An 18,083-nucleotide genomic window follows, 5' to 3' on the forward strand; every position below is an offset into this window, starting at 1 on the left:
CTGCTTGAAATATTGACCAAATTTGATTATTATAAAAGTACTTTAGCACTCTAAAAGTTTAAGTGCTAAAATTCGTACTCAACAAGGAGGAACAATCATGCTTAAACCATTAGGAAATCGTGTGATTATTGAAAGAAAAGAACAAGAACAAACAACTAAAAGTGGTATCGTATTAACAGATAGTGCTAAAGAAAAATCAAATGAAGGCATCGTTAAAGCAGTCGGAAAAGGGCGCTTATTAGATGATGGTTCTAGAGTTGCTCCTGAAGTAAAAGAAGGGGATACAATTGTATTCCAACAATATGCAGGAACAGAAGTTAAACGTGGCGATGAAACATACATCGTATTAAATGAAGATGACATTTTAGCAATTATTGAAGCATAAAATAAACGTATTATAAAAAAGTAAGAAGATTGACAATACTGGAGGTTAGACATAATGGCTAAAGATTTAAAATTCTCAGAAGACGCACGTCAAGCAATGTTACGTGGTGTAGATAAATTGGCAAATGCCGTGAAAGTGACAATTGGACCAAAAGGACGCAATGTTGTATTAGATAAAGAATATACAGCGCCATTAATTACAAATGATGGGGTCACAATTGCAAAAGAAATTGAGTTAGAAGATCCATATGAAAATATGGGTGCCAAATTAGTTCAAGAAGTAGCTAACAAAACAAATGAAATTGCTGGTGATGGTACTACCACTGCAACAGTATTAGCACAAGCAATGATTCAAGAAGGTCTAAAAAACGTAACTAGTGGTGCAAACCCTGTAGGTTTAAGACAAGGTATTGATAAAGCAGTTCAAGTAGCAGTTGAAGCTTTACATGAAATTTCTCAAAAAGTAGAAAATAAAAATGAAATTGCTCAAGTAGGTGCCATTTCTGCAGCAGATGAAGAAATTGGTAAATATATTTCAGAAGCTATGGAAAAAGTGGGCAACGATGGTGTTATTACTATAGAAGAATCTAATGGTTTCAATACTGAATTAGAAGTTGTAGAAGGTATGCAATTTGATAGAGGTTACCAATCACCATATATGGTCACTGACTCAGATAAAATGATTGCGGAGTTAGAACGCCCATATATTTTAGTTACTGATAAGAAAATTTCTTCTTTCCAAGATATTTTACCTTTATTAGAACAAGTGGTTCAATCTAATCGTCCAATTTTAATTGTAGCAGATGAAGTAGAAGGCGATGCATTAACTAATATTGTATTAAACCGTATGAGAGGTACTTTTACAGCAGTAGCAGTTAAAGCACCAGGATTTGGTGATCGTCGCAAAGCAATGTTAGAAGACTTAGCAATCTTAACAGGTGCACAAGTCATTACAGATGATTTAGGATTAGAATTAAAAGATGCTTCAATTGATATGTTAGGTAGTGCTAATAAGGTTGAAGTTACTAAAGATAATACGACAGTTGTTGATGGAGACGGTGATGAAAATAATATCGATGCACGAGTTAGCCAAATCAAAGCACAAATTGAAGAAACTGATTCTGACTTCGATAGAGAAAAACTACAAGAACGTCTTGCTAAATTAGCCGGAGGTGTTGCAGTCATCAAAGTAGGTGCTGCTAGTGAAACTGAATTAAAAGAACGTAAATTACGTATTGAAGATGCTTTAAACTCAACTAGAGCAGCTGTTGAAGAAGGTATCGTTGCTGGTGGTGGAACAGCATTAGTAAATATTTATAAAAAAGTAAGTGATATTGAAGCAACTGGCGATGTTGAAACAGGCGTTAATATTGTCTTAAAAGCATTGCAAGCACCAGTTAGACAAATTGCAGAAAATGCAGGATTGGAAGGTTCTATTATTGTAGAACGTCTTAAAAATGCAGATGCAGGTGTTGGATTCAACGCTGCAACAAATGAATGGGTTAATATGCTTGAAGAAGGTATTGTAGACCCTACTAAAGTAACACGTTCAGCATTACAACATGCAGCAAGTGTAGCTGCAATGTTCTTGACAACAGAGGCAGTTGTAGCAACAATTCCAGAAAAAGATCAATCAGAACAAGCTGGAATGGGTGGCGGCATGCCTGGTATGATGTAAGTTCACGCCATCGCATTGGACAATTGAAAAAAACTTCATAAATTAGACATAAAGATAATTAAAACTTTCTAGTGATCCATTTCGCTAGAAAGTTTTTTTATTTATTGAAATTGATGCGTTTTTAAGCTATTTATCATAAATAATGACAACTTATTCAATTAAAATATCAAAATATTTTATAGAATAAAATAGTTGAGGTACCAATCCACAAATGTTATATTATTTATTGTGATTTTTATAAAGAAATGTTTTAATTCAGAAACGACGTGTTGATTTGAATTAACGCATTTTTCATTTTGACAATTAAATAATAAGGAGGAAGTCATAATTGAAACACCCTAGAAAAGACAACCAAGAAAATAAAAAAATAAACTATTTTTCCATTAGAAAGTTAAAAGGGTATGGCGTGACTAGTATTACTGTAGCTTCATTGTATTTAATATTTGGACATACTAACATGGCAAATGCAGCAGAATTCAATCAACCTACTGAAATAGATAACAGCTATACAAATAGTACAATGATTGAAGATAAGCAAGATGAGAAAAAGCTTAACCAAAATACTGAAATATTAAACGCAACTACAAATAATACAAACAACGAAACAACTCCAAATAATACGAGCAACGAAGCAACGCCAGTAATGGATAATAAGCAGGTGACTTCTGAACAATCAAATAGTGGTAATAATGAGCAATTAAAACAATTAATTCAACAATATAAAAAAATAAATTTAAATGATAAGACAGATGAATCAATAAAAGAATTTAACTATGATATTACTAATGCTGAAAAATTTTTACAAAAAGAATCTACTCAAGCAGAAATTGACGGATATTACAGAAATTTCATTAACAGTGCTGCTAAATTAAAAAGAAAAAAGAATAACAATGAAGTTCAAATTACAAAAGAACAAAATGGTAATAAAGGTATACCTGCAACAAACACAGAGCCATCAAGTAATAATCAACATTCTCAAGTAGTGCGACAATCAGAAGGTGCATCATTTAGGGCAGTACCAAATCAAAATAATAATGACCCTTTAAAATACAATGAAACTAATACCGGTGTGATTAACGGACACTTTGATCAAGTTTCTGGAGGAAATTTACCAAATCAAAAAACAAGTCTAACGGTTGTTAAAGATGTCATTGGATGGACGAGTTTATCTACAGATCCAGATAAAGAATTTCCTATAGTAATGACTACTAAAGTAAGAAATTATCCAACATTTATGAGTGATAGTTCAGCACCTTATGGCGTCGTATTAGCCAGAACAACAGATGGATTTGACAGACGTGTGCCTGACCCTAGAGTAGCCGGTATTTATCAAGATATTGATGTTGCACCTAATTCAGAATTAGTCGTAGATTTTATATCTTCAGCTTTAGCAACAATTAATGCTTGGCCAGGTGTAAAAGCCAAAATAACAACACCAGACGGTAATCGAGTATTATTTGATAAACAGATAAATGGTATGGGTAAATATCCAACTGGAAAACTGAATCTCATGGTCAATGTTCCAAGTGATGTTGATAGAGTTAGGTTATCCTTTATTCCAATTTCAAATTCGTACACATTAACCTCTAACCAAACAAATAGTGCTTATGGTTTTGGAGATAATCCAAATTACATGTACGGTGGTGCTGTTAGTAGAGTTAATGTAAATAGTGGTGCTTATGTTGTATCTAGAGTAACTGAAATCAATTACGACTTTACAAGTGATTCATCAACTTCTAATTATGCACGTGGTACAATTTCAGTAATCCTTGAAAATAAAGGACACACAAGTTCAAATGAAACCATTTATCGAGTAACGTTACCACAAGGAACAAAATTTGTTTCTGCAACAAATGCGAGTACGAACTATAATGAGGCAACGGGTTTATTAACACTCAATGCTGGAAAAGTAGCTGCTGGAACTACTAAGACGATAACGTATACTGTTGATTTCCCTGCCGTTAAACCAAGTATTGTAGATTTAGATGGAAATGTAACCTATAGAACTGATGCGTCATTCCGAGGAAATGATAGACAAAAATCTGGTATAGATAAAGTAGAACAACAACAAGTTGCAATATTAATGTATAAGGAAGACTTAAGAAATAAATATAATGATACGAAACAATATTTGGATTCAATCAATGAAGCGGATTATACAACAGTTTCAGTTAATAATTTAAAATTAAAATTGGATGAAGCCAAAGCTATTTTAGATGAAGCCAATAATAATGTGCCAATGGCAGATAGAAAAAACCAAGATTTTATCAATCAAATTACTACTCAAATAGAACATGAAAAAATTAAACTTAAGCGCCTTACACCTTCAATACCTGTAATGACAACTAATGAAGAAAATGCAAGCTTAACAGTTACTCCACAAGGAGACACTGATAAAATGACAGTGCAATATGTTGGACCAAATGGAGATCCAAAAGAAGTTGTAGCAACAAAAGCAGGAGATCAATGGACATTAAATGAAACACCGACAGGTTTTAGTATAGATAATACAAACGGTTCAGTGACAGTCAATTATCAAGGTGTCCAAAACGGGAGTGAAGTTTCCGCATATGATACAAGCGGGAATAGTGACCCGAGTGATGAAGTAAGAAAAAATGTTCCTTTAAAACAAGATACACCATTACCTCCAACGATAACGCCTAATGAAACAAATGCGAGTGTAACGGTAACACCACAAGTTGATGCAGATAAAATGACAGTGCAATATGTTGGACCAAATGGAGATCCAAAAGAAGTGATCGCGACAAAAACAGGAGATCAATGGGCATTAAATGAAAGCCCTAAAGGTATCAGTATAGATAATATAAGTGGCGTAGTGACAGTAGGCTATCAAGCTGTTCAAAATGATAGCGAGGTTATTGCTACAGAGAAATATGGTAATAGTGATACAAGTGCAGAATCACGAGCGAATGTACCATTAAAAGAAGCGACGCCAACGGCGCCAGTCATTACATCAGATGAAGCGAACGCGAGTGTAACGGTAACACCGCAAGGTGATGTAGATAAAATGACAGTGCACTATGTAGCACCGAATGGCGATGCGAAAGAAGTAATTGCGACAAAAACAGGAGGTCAATGGGCATTAAATGAAACGCCAACAGGTATCAGTATAGATAATACAAGCGGCGCAGTGACAGTTAATTATCAAGGTATTCAAAATGGTAGCGAAGTCAGTGCGAGTGAAACGCATGGAAATAGTGACGCAAGTACAGAGTCTAGAGCGAATGTCCCTGTGAAAGAAGCAACGCCAACGGCGCCAGTGATAACATCAGATGAAGGAAATGCGAGTGTAACGGTAACACCACAAGGTGATGCAGATAAAATGATAGTGCACTATGTCGCGCCAAACGGAGATGCGAAAGAAGTGATCGCCACAAAACTAGGCAATCAATGGACATTAAATGAAACGCCAACAGGTATTAGTATAGATAATACAAGTGGTGCAGTGACAGTAGGCTATCAAGGTGTTCAAAATGGTAGCGAAGTCACAGCAAATGAGAGTCACGGTAATAGTGATGCAAGTACAGAGTCTAGAGCGAATGTACCATTAAAAGAAGCAACACCGGTAGCGCCAGTGATAACATCAGATGAAGCAAATGCAAGTGTAACAGTTATACCGCAAGGTGATTCAGATAAGATGACAGTGCACTATGTCGCACCGAACGGAGATGCAAAAGAAGTGATCGCCACAAAAGTAGGCAATCAATGGACATTAAACGAGACACCAATAGGTATCAGTATAGATAATACAAGCGGTGCAGTGACAGTAGGGTACCAAGGTGTTCAAAATGGTAGCGAAGTCACAGCAAATGAGAGTCACGGTAATAGTGATGTAAGTACCGAAACTAGAGCGAATGTACCATTAAAAGAAGCAACACCAATGGCGCCAGTGATAACATCAGATGAAGCGAACGCGAGTGTAACGGTAACACCGCAAGGTGATTCAGATAAAATGACAGTGCACTATGTAGCACCGAATGGCGATGCGAAAGAAGTAATTGCGACAAAAACAGGAGGTCAATGGGCATTAAATGAAACGCCAACAGGTATCAGTATAGATAATACAAATGGTGCGGTAACAATCAATCACCAAGGTGTCCAAAATGGTAGCGAAGTCATAGCAAATGAGAGTCACGGTAATAGTGATGTAAGTACAGAAGCTAGAGCGAATGTCCCTGTAAAAGAAACAACGCCAACGGCGCCAGTGATAACATCAAATGAAGCGAACGCGAGTGTAACAGTAACACCACAAGGTAATGCAGATAAGATGATAGTCCATTATGTCGCGCCAAACGGCGATCCAAAAGAAGTGATTGCCACAAAAGTAGGCAATCAGTGGACATTAAATGAAACACCAACAGGTATTAGTATAGATAATACAAGTGGGGCAGTGACAGTAGGCTATCAAGGCATTCAAAATGGTAGCGAAGTCAGCGCGAGCGAAACGCATGGTAATAGTGACGCAAGTACAGAGTCTAGAGCGAATGTCCCTGTAAAAGAAGCGACGCCAACGGCGCCAGTCATTACATCAGATGAAACAAATGCAAGTGTAACAGTAACACCGCAAGGTGGTTCAGATAAGATGACAGTACACTATGTAGCGCCAAACGGAGATCCAAAAGAGGTTATTGCAACTAAAGTTGGAACGCAATGGACATTAAATGAAACACCAACAGGCATCAGTATAGACAATACAAGTGGAGCAGTGACAGTAGGCTATCAAGGTGTTCAAAATGGTAGCGAAGTCACAGCAAATGAGAGTCACGGTAATAGTGATGTAAGTACCGAAACTAGAGCGAATGTCCCTGTAAAAGAAGCAACACCGATGGCGCCAGTCATTACATCAAATGAAGCGAACGCTAGTGTAACAGTAACACCACAAGGTAATGCGGATAAGATGATAGTCCATTATGTAGATCCTAATGGCGATCCGAAAGTTGTCATAGCTACAAAAATAGGCAATCAGTGGGCGTTAAATGAAAAGCCTGTAGGTATTAGTATAGACACCGCAAACGGCGCATTAACAGTGGGCTATCAAGGTGTTCAAAATGGCAGTGAAGTCGTAGCAAGTGAAACCCTCGGTAACAGTGATCCGAGTGAAAAAATTGTTGCTAATGTTCCTGTGAAACAAAGTAAACCTATGCCACCTATAATTATATGGGATAAAGAGAAAGGTTCAATTTCTATTAAACCAAATGGGAAAACAGATAAAATGAGAATACAATTTATAAGTTCATCCCATAATAGTAATATTGAAATTATTGCGACAAAAGCTGATGATCAATGGAACCTTAATCACAAAATAAGTGGGATTCAAATAGATAGTGAAACTGGTATAGTTACCATTGATTATCAAATAGTCCAAAATTATAAAGAATTGCTAGTAAGTAGTACATTTGGTAATAGTGATGAAAGTGAAAGTATTCATTTTATAATTCCGAAATTTAAAGGAACAGTGTATGATTTGTATAATAATAAACAAGAAAAATTAGTTAATGAAAGTGAAATTAAAAATGTAAAAACACATTATGTAATTAAGAAAGAGATACAAAAAGACAAAATAGAATTACCAAATACAGGAAAGAAACAAACGAATGAAAAAGGAAACACTAGTATTGTTTTACTGCTATTGGGATTCATACTTTGTAAATTAAAATTGAAAAGAAAAGACTTATAGCTTAAAAGAGTATATAATAAATTATATTAATAACATGTTGACTATAAAATAGAGAATTTGAGGAGTTATTATGTATTTTGTTATCGCAATATTTACATGTATTAGTTCGTTAGTAAGTTTATTTTATGCTGTCGATGCATGCATTAAAACTAAACAAGTGAATGCACTTTATGCGTTTGCTAGAAGTTTTTCAATTGCATTATTGTGCGTCGCAACACTATTCTTTATAAATCATCTATTTTTATTTGCTATGACATTTTTAATGGCTTTAGTCCAATTAATAGATGGTTTTATAGGATTAAAAATTAAAGATAACTTAAAAGCTTATGGACCATTTTCATTAGCAATTGTAGGATTTATTTTATTGATTTTTATCTAGATATATTTATTGAATAAGATGAAAAAAGGTTAGACCACAAATTGAGTTGGTCTAACCTTTTTGTTATATTATCTCAAATCATCAATTGCTTTTGCGATTGAATCAAATACATGTGGAATATCATCTTTTTCTACACAACTAAATGCGATTCTAATATCAGTTTCATTTAATGCGATGACACCAATTGAATATTTCTCAATTAAATGCTGACGTAATGTTTCAGGATTTACATCTTTAACTTTAATTGCCATAAAGTAACCAGAATTAAAATCATATGCTTGCCAATGAGATTGATATTGATCCGCATATACGACTGTTTTTGTTACTTCATATCGTTCTCGTAATGTCGTTATATTTTGTTCAATTTCTTTATTAAATTGAACATTATTTTTAAGTACATGTTTAACAGCACTTTGAGATGGTAGTGGGCCACTTGAAATATTGCTACGTATTAATCCTTTAGTTTTGGCTTCTAATACATCTTTAGTAGATGCGTCTTCTACACCAAATGTAATAAATCCTACACGGAATCCCCATGCAAAGAATTCTTTAGTTGCACCATCTAATCTCACTGGAAGTACATTTTTAGATTGAATATTTGTTAATGCAGTGAATAAAGATTGAGTATAGACATCTTCGTAAAACAATCCATAGTACGCATCGTCAATCACAGCTACCACCTGTGTTCCTTTTTCTGCTAATGATTTAATTGCATTGACAATGGTTTGTACCTCTTCATTATTAGGTGTGTAACCAGTAGGGTTATTCGGATAATTAAGAATCATTACGACTTTATCTTTATTATAAGCTTCTAAAGATTTAACTAAAGATTTCGTAGTATAGTGACCATTTTCATCAAAGATTGGATATGTGTCGATGTTTGCATTGTGTCGTGTGTTAAATACTAATTTATAGTTTCCCCAGTTATGCTCTGGTAATAAAATAGTATCACCTGAATTGATGAATAGGTCGGCTACAAGTGAAAGTCCATGCGTAAGTGCATTGGTAACAATGGGTCTTGTCATGACTTCTTTGGTTAAATCAGGATTATCTTTTAACATTTTTTCTTGCCATAAATCACGCAATTCTTCAATACCTTGAGGTGGTGCATATGGGAAGATTTCATCTGGTGACAGTTCATTAAACATTTGATTTAGAGCATTGGCATACATTTTACCGTTGTCATTTGTTGCCATACCAATTGTTGCATTATACTTTGTGCTCTTTGCTTCAGCAGATTGAGAAAGAATACCTTTTGGATAAAACATATTTTGCCCTAAATCTGAAAGCATAGAAAAGATTTCAGGATTTGACTGTTTTAGTTGTTCGTTTAAATTTTGGGCTAATGGGTTCATATTGAATAACCTCTCTTTTTTAAATTAAAGTCATTATCCTTATAGTATCTTGAAATTGTCCAAAGATAAAGTATTGTTATTAAAGATTTAATTAATATTAATTATTCAGCAAAATATACGAACATGTGTTCTGTTTTATGTTAAGATAAGTATAGGTCATCGACATTTATGACACTTTGCATTTGGGAGGTGTAGTATAATGACGTGGTGGCAAGATGGAATTATAACTTTATTAACAGGTGGCCTACTTGTTATCTTTCGAGTTTGGTTAGAAATTAATTGGAAAGATAAATAGATGACCATACACAAAATACCCCAAGCCTGCTGGTACCAGACTTGGGGTTGTGTAGTATAATTTGTGGATACAATTATATAGTAACATCGCGATATATATATCGCAATCAATATAACGTTTGAATGAATTTTAGTAAAAACTGATAGTTTGATATAATTTAAAATAATGAGGTGAATTCAATGAAGCATATGACTAAAATATTTGTAGTGTTAGCAATCATATTATTCATTATAGGTTATTATTTGCAAGCTACAGGAAATGAATCTTCAGGAATAAAATTACTGCTTGCTGCTATTATGTTCATAATATGCGCATTTATAAGTAGAAATAATGATCGACGTAAAAATAATCATAAAAAGTAATCAATTTAGAAATGAATTGTTGGAAACAGTGTGTAGTTTACATGCTGTTTTTTTAATCTGTATATATTGTTTATATATAATTTGTTATCGTCCAACCATATGTATAAAGGAGAATCATATATATACTTTACAAATTTGTATATAGTGTGTATATTTATTATATACAGAAGAAAAGGGGGACATCAATGAAAATTATTTTGAAGAACACCAGTGAATATCCCATTTATGAACAAATCAAACAACAAATTAAAGAGAACATTTTGAAAGGATACGTTTCTTCTGGTGAACATTTACCATCTATGCGTGAATTAGCAAAAGACTTACAAGTTAGTTTAATTACAACCAAACGCGCATATGAAGATTTGGAAAAAGATGGTTTTGTTACTACGATTAGAGGCAAGGGAACGTTTGTGAAAGAACAGGATAACTCAATTCTAAAGGAAAAGCAGTTCTTTGTGATTGAAAATTTAGCAAAATCAATGACGAAAGAAGCAAAGACAATTGGGATGTCTTTAGAAGAACTACAAGAAATTCTTTCCTTAATTTATGAGGAGGAAGAATAATGAATGCTATAGAATTGAACCATGTTAATTATTCTAGACGGAACTTTAAATTGAAGGACGTATCATTCAATGTGCCTCAAGGATTTGTTACAGGATTTATTGGTGCTAATGGTGCAGGGAAAACGACAGTCATACGATTAATTATGGATTTATTACAATACGATAGTGGAAGCATTTCAATTTTAGGTGACAGTATGTTAACGAATCCTATTAAGATAAAAAATAAAATAGGCTTTGTTTATTCAGAAACATACTTTAATGAAAAATGGACTATAAAAAAGTTAGAAAATATCATTTCTCCTTTTTATCAAGATTGGGATAGGTATTTGTTTAATGATTATTTAAGAAGATTTGATTTACCGTATAATCAGAAAATCAATCAATTTTCTAATGGTATGAAGATGAAATTGTCACTGGCTATTGCATTTAGCCATCATGCTGAGTTATTTATTTTGGATGAGCCTACTTCGGGTTTGGACCCAATTGTAAGAAATGAAGTATTAGAAATTATTCAACAAGAACTAATTGATGAAGATAAGACAGTTTTCATTTCTACACATATTATTTCAGATTTGGAAAAGATTGCTGATTATTTAGTATATATCAGAGACGGTGAAATGATATTAAATGATTCAATTGAATCGTTAATGAGTAAATTTCAAATTATTAAAGGTAATCATAATGATTTAGATGAAGAATTGGAAGAATTATTAATCTACAGAGAAACTAGGAAAACTGGATATACAGCTTTAACACGACATGCACAAACATTTAAAGAAATATTCGGAAATGATATTGAAGTTCAAAATCCGAGTATAGAAGAATTAATGATTTATTTAGAAAAATTTAAGAGTAAATCATATGAGCCCCTTACTTTAGAAAGTGAGGATAAAAAATGAAGCAATTATTAATTAGAAATATTAAATTAAGATACTGGACTCTTATTTTGTATATAGCATTGATTGTATTTTATCCAATATATAGCTTCATAATGAAACCTAATCCGCTCATGAATTCTGTTATGGCAATACCGCTTGGATTAATTTTAATGATAATGTCTATACTCGATGCTGGTCATTTGTTTAGATTTCATCGACGATTAGGTGGGAATCGATCAAACTTATTTTTTGGAAGTTTACCAGTATCCAAGAAGGATATGTTAAACGCCAATTATTTAACATGTATCTTCTTTACTTTATTTGGTGCAATTGTGATTACTTTATACGGTTATGAATCAGATTCTATTCAAACCAATGCAATATATTTCTCAACTACATATGCCTATATTGTAGCGAACTTCTTATCGATACCAGTAGCTTTTAGAAAAAGTACTGAGTATAAAACTGAGGGAGTATCATATATTGCTTATATCATTTTGATTATGTTCGCATTACCATTTCTATTATCCGTCACCTTGATTTTAATTAATTATATATTTTTAAATCATAGTCAAATTCCACAATTTTACTCTTATTTTTTAAATTATGGATTTGTACTATTAAGTATTATAGTTTTAATCATTAATTACGTTTTACAACTAAATAAAATTAAGAAACATACACTTTAAAGGAGGTCTACAATGAAGTTAGAACAAATAACAAAAAAATATGGCCAAAATACTGTTATAGATCATATTGATTTTGATTTTGGAAACAGTCAAATCGTAGGATTAATCGGTAAAAATGGTGTAGGTAAAACAACACTAATGAAAGTAATGAATGGGAATATTATTAATTATGAGGGGAAAGTTAATTTACCTAATAATGAAAATGTTGGTTATTTAATTGAGCATCCTAAACTATATGATAATAAAACAGGTTTATATAATTTAAAATTATTTGCACAAGTATTAGGTAAAGGATTCGATAAAGAATATGCGGATCACATCATTGATGCATTCGGTATGAGACCTTATATCAAGAAAAAAGTGAAAAAATATTCAATGGGTATGAAGCAAAAATTAGCTATAGCAGTTTCATTAATGAATAAACCAAAATACCTTATTTTAGATGAACCTACAAATGGTATGGATCCAGATGGTTCGATTGACGTATTGAAGACGATTCAATCATTGGTTAAACAGTTAGAAATGAAAATATTGATTTCTAGTCATAAATTAGAGGACATTGAACTCATTTGTGATAGAGCTGTATTCTTAAGAGATGGTACATTCGTACAAGATGTCAATATGAAAGATGGTGGACCAAAAGATAGTACGATTATTTCAATCGATACAGAAGACTATCAAAATGCATTAGAAATGTTAACAGAAAAATTCCATGTTCAACAGTCTAATAAAGAAAATGGAGAAATCATAATCAAAGCGCAAAAAAATTATAAAGATGTACTTGAAGCATTAGCAAAACTCAATATTTATCCTAAATATATTGAAACACGTAAAAGTTCATTACGTGATACTTACTTTAATATTAATCAAAGAGGTGATAAATAATGAGATCTTTACAATTAGTAAAACATGATTTAATTAGTATTTTTAAAAGTCCGCTCACGTACATTGCGTTTATACTTGTCATTGGTTTAACTGTCTTTCAAGCTGTCATGATGGCAAATTATAGTCCTGGACACAAAGTGGACTATACAATGGTATTTATCATGGCCAATTGGTTATTCTTATTTGCAGGTTTATTATTTATTATCAAAACAATTACTCGAGATTACTCACAAGGAACAATTCAATTATATATGAACAAAATGAGTAGTAGAATTGGCTATATTGTTGCTAAAACAATTTCAATGATTCTAATTTCATTTTTATTTACACTTGTTCAATATATAGTGATTATTGTAATTGAATCTACAACTAAAGGTAAAAGTATTGACGGAGATAACTTTTTAACTAACATTTGGTTCTATCTTATCTTTTTCCTATTCTTTGGATTATTTTTATTTTTAATTACATTAGCAGTTGAAAAACCAGCTGTTATATTTACGTTAGGCATTTTCTTATTATTAATTGTGCCATTTATCCAACCGCTAGTAGGTTTAATTCCAAACATCGGTGATGACATTCATAAGTCATTTAAATACATTCCATTCACATATTTAACTCAAAAAATGACTGAGTCCGATGTTTCATTTACACATTGGCAATGGTTTATTTCTATAGCATCAATCGTAGTGCTATTTATTGTTAATGTATTATATGCAGCTAAAAGAGATATTTAGAATAAGTGATTACCGGGGCTTGATAGTCCCGGTTTTTAATATTTTAATTTAAGAGAGAATAAGGCGTTAAAACGGGAGATTTCAAAAGAAAACGAAGCTATCTTACTCAAATAGCTTCGTTATATATAGGTGTTATTTATAAAGCATTTGATCAATAATTGAATTGTAAACTGCTTTCCAGAATGTGGAATCTGTTTTATATCGATTTGAAATAATTAAATGTGTTTCTTTAACTTTATCTTCATAATCCGGGTGATCTTTACTTGGTAAAGTATCTTCACGTAAATTCGTAACAAATGATTGAACTTCTTTAGCACGTGGACCCCAAACTGTTTCTTGTTCATAATTATCATTTAAAAATACAAAAATAGGAATTGAACGTGATTTTCCATTTGTTAAATATTGGTCTATAAGATGTGTATCATCATCTCTATGGAACACTTTGACTTCTAATTCTAGGGCTTCAGCAATATGTTTAAGTATTGGAAGATTCATCATGGCATCGCCACACCAGTCTTCGGTAATTACCAATACTTTAGAATAGTTAGATGATTTTAATTTCTGTAATCTTTCATCATCTTCAGGTAACTTAAAGGAATCATAAATTGAAACGAGATTGTCTTTATTGTCTTGCATCTGCTCAATATAAGGTCCGATGTCTTGACTGTTTTTAAAATATGTTTCTAAATTGGTCATCGAAAAAACCTCCTTTAATCATTTTATATATTATACCAATTTTCATAATGTAAATAAATTAAAATATTTTAAAAATTCTCTCATTTTAGCAAATACCTACCGTGAGATGAAACTAAATACACCTTATGCTATATTTATTATAATAAGTTGAAAGTGGTGAACATCTTTGCGCATACAGAATCGATGGATAATTAGTACGCTATTCTTAATATTAGCCATTTTACTTCTGATAGGTCTTTCATTTTATAAAAATATAAAAACCGTTGATTTATCAAGTGCATCAATAAATGGGATACATTTAAATGAACAATTTCATAAAAAGGATTTTAATGTAAATAAAAATATTAAAGTAGATCGTTACACATTTTATAATCATAAAAAGTATGATGATTTAACAGTTAAAGTACATAAAAAGAAACACGTTGTTAAAGGCATTGTACTTGTTAAAGATAAAGAGATACATACAAATTTTGGTGTTAGAATTGGGAGTCATATTGATGAAGTTATTAATGATTTAGGTAGTAATTATCAAAAAAGTAAAATAGGTAAGAACTATCAATCAATAACTTATCGAGATCGTGGACATCATATGAAATTAAGTATTTTATATAAAGATGATATCGTGAAGCGGATTGAATTCTTTAGTAAGTAACTAAATAGTTGAACATTAGTATTGCAACTAATTGAAAAAATAGATAGAAAGAGTGACAATACTATGGATAAAATTACATTTTTGAATGAATTAGAAGTCTCATTAGACGAACTACCTCGCAAAGAAAAAGATAAAAAAATGTATGATTATGAACATTACTTTTATGAAGAGGAACTGAAAGGTAAATCTGAAGCGGAAATAGTTAAAGCGTTAAAAGAGCCTAATGATATAGCTAAACAGGTCAAAGCGCATAGCGCGATTGAATATGCTGAATATAAACCAACATTTCATAATACGTTACGAGCTGTTACGGCTTCATTAAGTTTAGGTTTGCTATCAGTATTTTTAGTATTAATTCCAGTGTTTTTCATATGTATGATATTCGTTATTTTGTTTATTGTTTCCGTGTTATTAATTTGTGCACCTTTAATTTTAGTCTTATCGTCTTTATATAAAGGTATACATGATTCAGTAAGTAATATTCTTTTTTCAATAGCATATACAGGACTCGGATTAATGTTGATTGTTATAACATTTAAAGTATTAGAAACGATATATAGACTCATTCTAAAATATTTGAGATGGTATATTAAAACAGTTAAAGGAAGCGTTCGAAGATGAGAAAGATAATGTTTTCAGGTCTTATCATTTTTCTTGTTTTCTTTATAGGTGCTACAGTTTGCTGGTTCACCTTTGAAAAACAGAATTATGAAGAAACGAAAATTAATAAATCCTATCCTAACTCTAATTTTAAAAATATATCAATAAACACAGAATATACTAATGTTAAGGTGGTTAAAGGCTCTAAATTTAAAGTGAAATATAATGGGGATAATAAAGTAAACTTAGTTAACAAGAATAAAACACTGAAAATTTCAGAAGTGAAAAATGTTGATAGAGGCTACGCTATTAATTTAAATCCGTTTAGAAAAGATGACAATCAGATTGTTATTGAGGTGCCAAATATAAAATTAAATGAACTTAAAGGATATTCTAAAAACAGTAGTTATTATATAAAAAATATCAATTCTAAAAATATGAACTTGATCAATTATAGTAATCCAATAACTTTAAATAGTGTTAACGTAGAAAATTCAGATGTTAATTCTTATGCCACACATTTCAATATTAATAATTCAATTCTTAAAAATGCTAATTTTAACATAGAGAAAGGCTTTATTAGTGTGAGCAAAAGTGATATTAGTAATTCTATTTTCTTGTTAGGAAGCGGTAATATTAGTTTTAATAAAATGTCACCTAGAAATGATATCAAGGCTTCTACTAAAAAAGGCGATATTTATTACTCTTATAAAGATAAACCAGAAAATACTTTGTTGAAATTACAACCAGGTAAAGGAAAGTCTATAATTGAGAATAAACATTTTCATGAAAGTAAAGTAGGTAAAAGTGACAATATACTTGAATTTTATACGGTTGATGGAGATATAGTCATAAAATAAAGGAAGATAAAGTACAAAACGAGACAGGTCTATTTGTTCTCGTTTTGTACTTTTTTAATGTGTGGCAAAAGTTAAATCTGTATCAATGACGCCTTCAAATGAACGTTGCGTGAGCTCATCGCCTTTAAGCCAAGCATTAAAATCTATACTTGAAGGTATCTGATTCTCACCTAAAGACATCCATGCCGTAAGTGATTGTGGTTCGTACATCGATGTATGAATGGTACCAGACCAACTGTTAAAAAGTTTGCTATATATGTCGTATTGTGGATCATTAAATAATTTGAATGCTTGATACTTATCAAGTTGTGTATGTGTTTGATTAATGACGCGTGCTAATCGTTCTTTAGATTCTTTAGTATAATTTCTATTTTCATGCGTTAGTAATTCAAAATGATTTGTACAAATAGTATCATATCTAACATTGATATCACGAGGTGTAATTTCTACGATGGCATGATTTAAAGATTGATCCATTAAAATATAACTAAACGAACTACGGTGCGGTATCTCTTTTAACAGTTGAATCGCTTCGTCGATATTTTTACAGAGTTCTAAAATTAATCTTCCCACCATATAACAAACAAATCCATTTGCTGGTTTCTTACGATGCATAAAATTATATGCCATCACTAAACCAACTTCATTCATACCGTCCATACGTCCAGTTACTCTTGATGTTGGACCAATTTGTGCTAATCCGCCATCATTAGGTTGATATAATAAATATCTGCCATCATAAGTAGCAGGATGGTAATCATAATTTCTTACTAAATAATCTGTTCCGTTAAATACGGTACAGCCACTTTCTTTTAAATCAGTAAAACGATAATGTGCAAAGTTTAAAATCATTTGACGTGTTGGTAACTTTAATACATCTTGCATACCCATGAGTTCTTCCCAAATTTTAGGTGCATACGTTTGAAAAATAGAATGTGTTTCGTTAATATCTATATCAAATCTAGGAATTCTCTTTTTCCATTCTTTTTCTCTATTTTTCAAGAGGTCAGTTTGTTTTAACCATTTGGCGGTTTGTACGCCTAAATCATAATGTGAACCTCTATAGCTCATAATTTCAGATTGAACGTTTTGCATTTGAAAGTACTCCTTATTCAAAATTTACACTTTGTAATATAATGTTAATGTTACATTAATTGTTATTTTATGTAATTATATATATAATAAAATTGTAATTAGTTACTGATAGCCTTGAGAAATAATTTATTTGGGGTGATATCATGCGTAGAGCATATGATAATGTAAAACATGCGATTTCTGCTTGGTGGAATAAATAATTATAATATTGTACTGACGGCTGATGAATAAATCAGTCGTCTTTTTTATAGTTACATCTTATCATAAAAATTTTTATAAA

Annotated in this window: 17 protein-coding genes; 14 read left to right on the forward strand and 3 right to left on the reverse strand. The window is 31.8% G+C overall.

The window, feature by feature from the left end; translation table 11 throughout:
• The first annotated feature begins 97 nt into the window (after positions 1–97).
• The 4 genes from groES (at position 98) to ssp1_RS04350 (ending at position 8,139) form a co-directional block, all read left to right on the forward strand.
• Positions 98–385 (forward strand): co-chaperone GroES, encoded by a 288-nt coding sequence (gene groES / locus ssp1_RS04335; RefSeq protein ID WP_002451577.1) that lies wholly within the window; start codon positions 98–100, stop codon positions 383–385.
• A 54-nt stretch (positions 386–439) separates the two neighbouring features.
• Positions 440–2,062: a chaperonin GroEL gene (groL, locus tag ssp1_RS04340; protein WP_075778764.1), complete on the forward strand. Its 1,623-nt coding sequence runs from the start codon at positions 440–442 to the stop codon at positions 2,060–2,062.
• Between the two features lie 328 nt (positions 2,063–2,390).
• A complete protein-coding gene (locus ssp1_RS04345; RefSeq protein ID WP_118828136.1) occupies positions 2,391–7,760 on the forward strand; it encodes a SasC/FmtB family protein in 5,370 nt (1,789 codons plus the stop codon).
• 70 nt (positions 7,761–7,830) lie between these two features.
• Positions 7,831–8,139 (forward strand): hypothetical protein, encoded by a 309-nt coding sequence (locus ssp1_RS04350; RefSeq protein WP_049425077.1) that lies wholly within the window; start codon positions 7,831–7,833, stop codon positions 8,137–8,139.
• 68 nt (positions 8,140–8,207) lie between these two features.
• Here the strand turns inward: ssp1_RS04350 and ssp1_RS04355 are convergent, their stop codons facing one another.
• Entirely contained in the window at positions 8,208–9,494 is a 1,287-nt protein-coding gene (locus tag ssp1_RS04355) for an aminotransferase class I/II-fold pyridoxal phosphate-dependent enzyme (RefSeq protein WP_002452228.1), read from the reverse strand.
• A 199-nt stretch (positions 9,495–9,693) separates the two neighbouring features.
• On the opposite strand from ssp1_RS04355, the gene ssp1_RS12010 reads away from it, so the two are divergent.
• The 7 genes from ssp1_RS12010 (at position 9,694) to pmtD (ending at position 13,900) form a co-directional block, all read left to right on the forward strand.
• Positions 9,694–9,789, forward strand: a complete 96-nt coding sequence (locus ssp1_RS12010; RefSeq protein ID WP_100066986.1) for a Trp-rich small protein — start codon at positions 9,694–9,696, stop codon at positions 9,787–9,789.
• A 179-nt stretch (positions 9,790–9,968) separates the two neighbouring features.
• Positions 9,969–10,151, forward strand: a complete 183-nt coding sequence (locus tag ssp1_RS04360; protein WP_002452229.1) for an SE1626 family protein — start codon at positions 9,969–9,971, stop codon at positions 10,149–10,151.
• Positions 10,152–10,336: 185 nt separating this feature from the next.
• Complete coding sequence (pmtR, locus tag ssp1_RS04365) at positions 10,337–10,714, forward strand: PSM export ABC transporter transcriptional regulator PmtR (RefSeq protein ID WP_002452230.1); 378 nt, start codon at positions 10,337–10,339, stop codon at positions 10,712–10,714.
• Complete coding sequence (gene pmtA / locus ssp1_RS04370) at positions 10,714–11,613, forward strand: phenol-soluble modulin export ABC transporter ATP-binding protein PmtA (RefSeq protein WP_075778962.1); 900 nt, start codon at positions 10,714–10,716, stop codon at positions 11,611–11,613. Before pmtR ends, pmtA begins: the two co-directional genes overlap by 1 nt.
• The gene (gene pmtB, locus ssp1_RS04375; RefSeq protein ID WP_002452232.1) at positions 11,610–12,281 is read left to right on the forward strand and encodes a phenol-soluble modulin export ABC transporter permease subunit PmtB; all 672 of its coding nucleotides are present in this window, start codon (positions 11,610–11,612) and stop codon (positions 12,279–12,281) included. The genes pmtA and pmtB overlap by 4 nt, the downstream gene beginning before the upstream one ends.
• 12 nt (positions 12,282–12,293) lie before the next feature.
• A complete protein-coding gene (gene pmtC / locus ssp1_RS04380) occupies positions 12,294–13,166 on the forward strand; it encodes a phenol-soluble modulin export ABC transporter ATP-binding protein PmtC (RefSeq protein ID WP_002452233.1) in 873 nt (290 codons plus the stop codon).
• Positions 13,166–13,900 carry a phenol-soluble modulin export ABC transporter permease subunit PmtD gene (gene pmtD / locus ssp1_RS04385; protein WP_002452234.1) on the forward strand — a complete coding sequence of 245 codons (735 nt, stop codon included), beginning with the start codon at positions 13,166–13,168 and terminating at the stop codon, positions 13,898–13,900. Before pmtC ends, pmtD begins: the two co-directional genes overlap by 1 nt.
• 132 nt (positions 13,901–14,032) lie before the next feature.
• Here the strand turns inward: pmtD and ssp1_RS04390 are convergent, their stop codons facing one another.
• Positions 14,033–14,596, reverse strand: a complete 564-nt coding sequence (locus ssp1_RS04390; RefSeq protein WP_075778959.1) for a thioredoxin family protein — start codon at positions 14,594–14,596, stop codon at positions 14,033–14,035.
• A gap of 166 nt (positions 14,597–14,762) precedes the next feature.
• Here ssp1_RS04390 and ssp1_RS04395 point away from each other — a divergent pair, with 166 nt between their 5' ends.
• The 3 genes from ssp1_RS04395 (at position 14,763) to ssp1_RS04405 (ending at position 16,708) form a co-directional block, all read left to right on the forward strand.
• Positions 14,763–15,248, forward strand: a complete 486-nt coding sequence (locus tag ssp1_RS04395) for a hypothetical protein (protein WP_075778958.1) — start codon at positions 14,763–14,765, stop codon at positions 15,246–15,248.
• Positions 15,249–15,311: 63 nt separating this feature from the next.
• Entirely contained in the window at positions 15,312–15,869 is a 558-nt protein-coding gene (locus ssp1_RS04400) for an HAAS signaling domain-containing protein (protein WP_002452237.1), read from the forward strand.
• Complete coding sequence (locus ssp1_RS04405; RefSeq protein ID WP_075778957.1) at positions 15,866–16,708, forward strand: DUF4097 family beta strand repeat-containing protein; 843 nt, start codon at positions 15,866–15,868, stop codon at positions 16,706–16,708. The genes ssp1_RS04400 and ssp1_RS04405 overlap by 4 nt, the downstream gene beginning before the upstream one ends.
• Before the next feature lie 54 nt (positions 16,709–16,762).
• Here the strand turns inward: ssp1_RS04405 and ssp1_RS04410 are convergent, their stop codons facing one another.
• On the reverse strand, positions 16,763–17,803 hold the full coding sequence (locus ssp1_RS04410; RefSeq protein ID WP_075778956.1) for a C45 family autoproteolytic acyltransferase/hydrolase: 1,041 nt from the start codon (positions 17,801–17,803) through the stop codon (positions 16,763–16,765).
• Positions 17,804–18,083: the final 280 nt, after the last annotated feature.

The sequence above is a fragment of the Staphylococcus sp. M0911 genome (genome assembly GCF_003491325.1).
In the GTDB taxonomy this organism is placed as follows: Bacteria; Bacillota; Bacilli; order Staphylococcales; family Staphylococcaceae; genus Staphylococcus; species Staphylococcus warneri_A.

Bases quoted from the DNA above. Each gene is read 5' to 3' on its own strand.
- ssp1_RS04390 (WP_075778959.1), bottom strand. From the start codon at position 14,596: ATGACCAATTTAGAAACATATTTTAAAAACAGTCAAGACATCGGACCT.
- ssp1_RS04360 (WP_002452229.1), top strand. From the start codon at position 9,969: ATGAAGCATATGACTAAAATATTTGTAGTGTTAGCAATCATATTATTC.
- ssp1_RS12010 (WP_100066986.1), top strand. From the start codon at position 9,694: ATGACGTGGTGGCAAGATGGAATTATAACTTTATTAACAGGTGGCCTA.
- pmtB (WP_002452232.1), top strand. From the start codon at position 11,610: ATGAAGCAATTATTAATTAGAAATATTAAATTAAGATACTGGACTCTT.
- ssp1_RS04405 (WP_075778957.1), top strand. From the start codon at position 15,866: ATGAGAAAGATAATGTTTTCAGGTCTTATCATTTTTCTTGTTTTCTTT.
- pmtC (WP_002452233.1), top strand. From the start codon at position 12,294: ATGAAGTTAGAACAAATAACAAAAAAATATGGCCAAAATACTGTTATA.
- ssp1_RS04350 (WP_049425077.1), top strand. From the start codon at position 7,831: ATGTATTTTGTTATCGCAATATTTACATGTATTAGTTCGTTAGTAAGT.
- pmtA (WP_075778962.1), top strand. From the start codon at position 10,714: ATGAATGCTATAGAATTGAACCATGTTAATTATTCTAGACGGAACTTT.
- ssp1_RS04355 (WP_002452228.1), bottom strand. From the start codon at position 9,494: ATGAACCCATTAGCCCAAAATTTAAACGAACAACTAAAACAGTCAAAT.
- groES (WP_002451577.1), top strand. From the start codon at position 98: ATGCTTAAACCATTAGGAAATCGTGTGATTATTGAAAGAAAAGAACAA.
- ssp1_RS04410 (WP_075778956.1), bottom strand. From the start codon at position 17,803: ATGCAAAACGTTCAATCTGAAATTATGAGCTATAGAGGTTCACATTAT.
- pmtD (WP_002452234.1), top strand. From the start codon at position 13,166: ATGAGATCTTTACAATTAGTAAAACATGATTTAATTAGTATTTTTAAA.
- pmtR (WP_002452230.1), top strand. From the start codon at position 10,337: ATGAAAATTATTTTGAAGAACACCAGTGAATATCCCATTTATGAACAA.
- groL (WP_075778764.1), top strand. From the start codon at position 440: ATGGCTAAAGATTTAAAATTCTCAGAAGACGCACGTCAAGCAATGTTA.
- ssp1_RS04400 (WP_002452237.1), top strand. From the start codon at position 15,312: ATGGATAAAATTACATTTTTGAATGAATTAGAAGTCTCATTAGACGAA.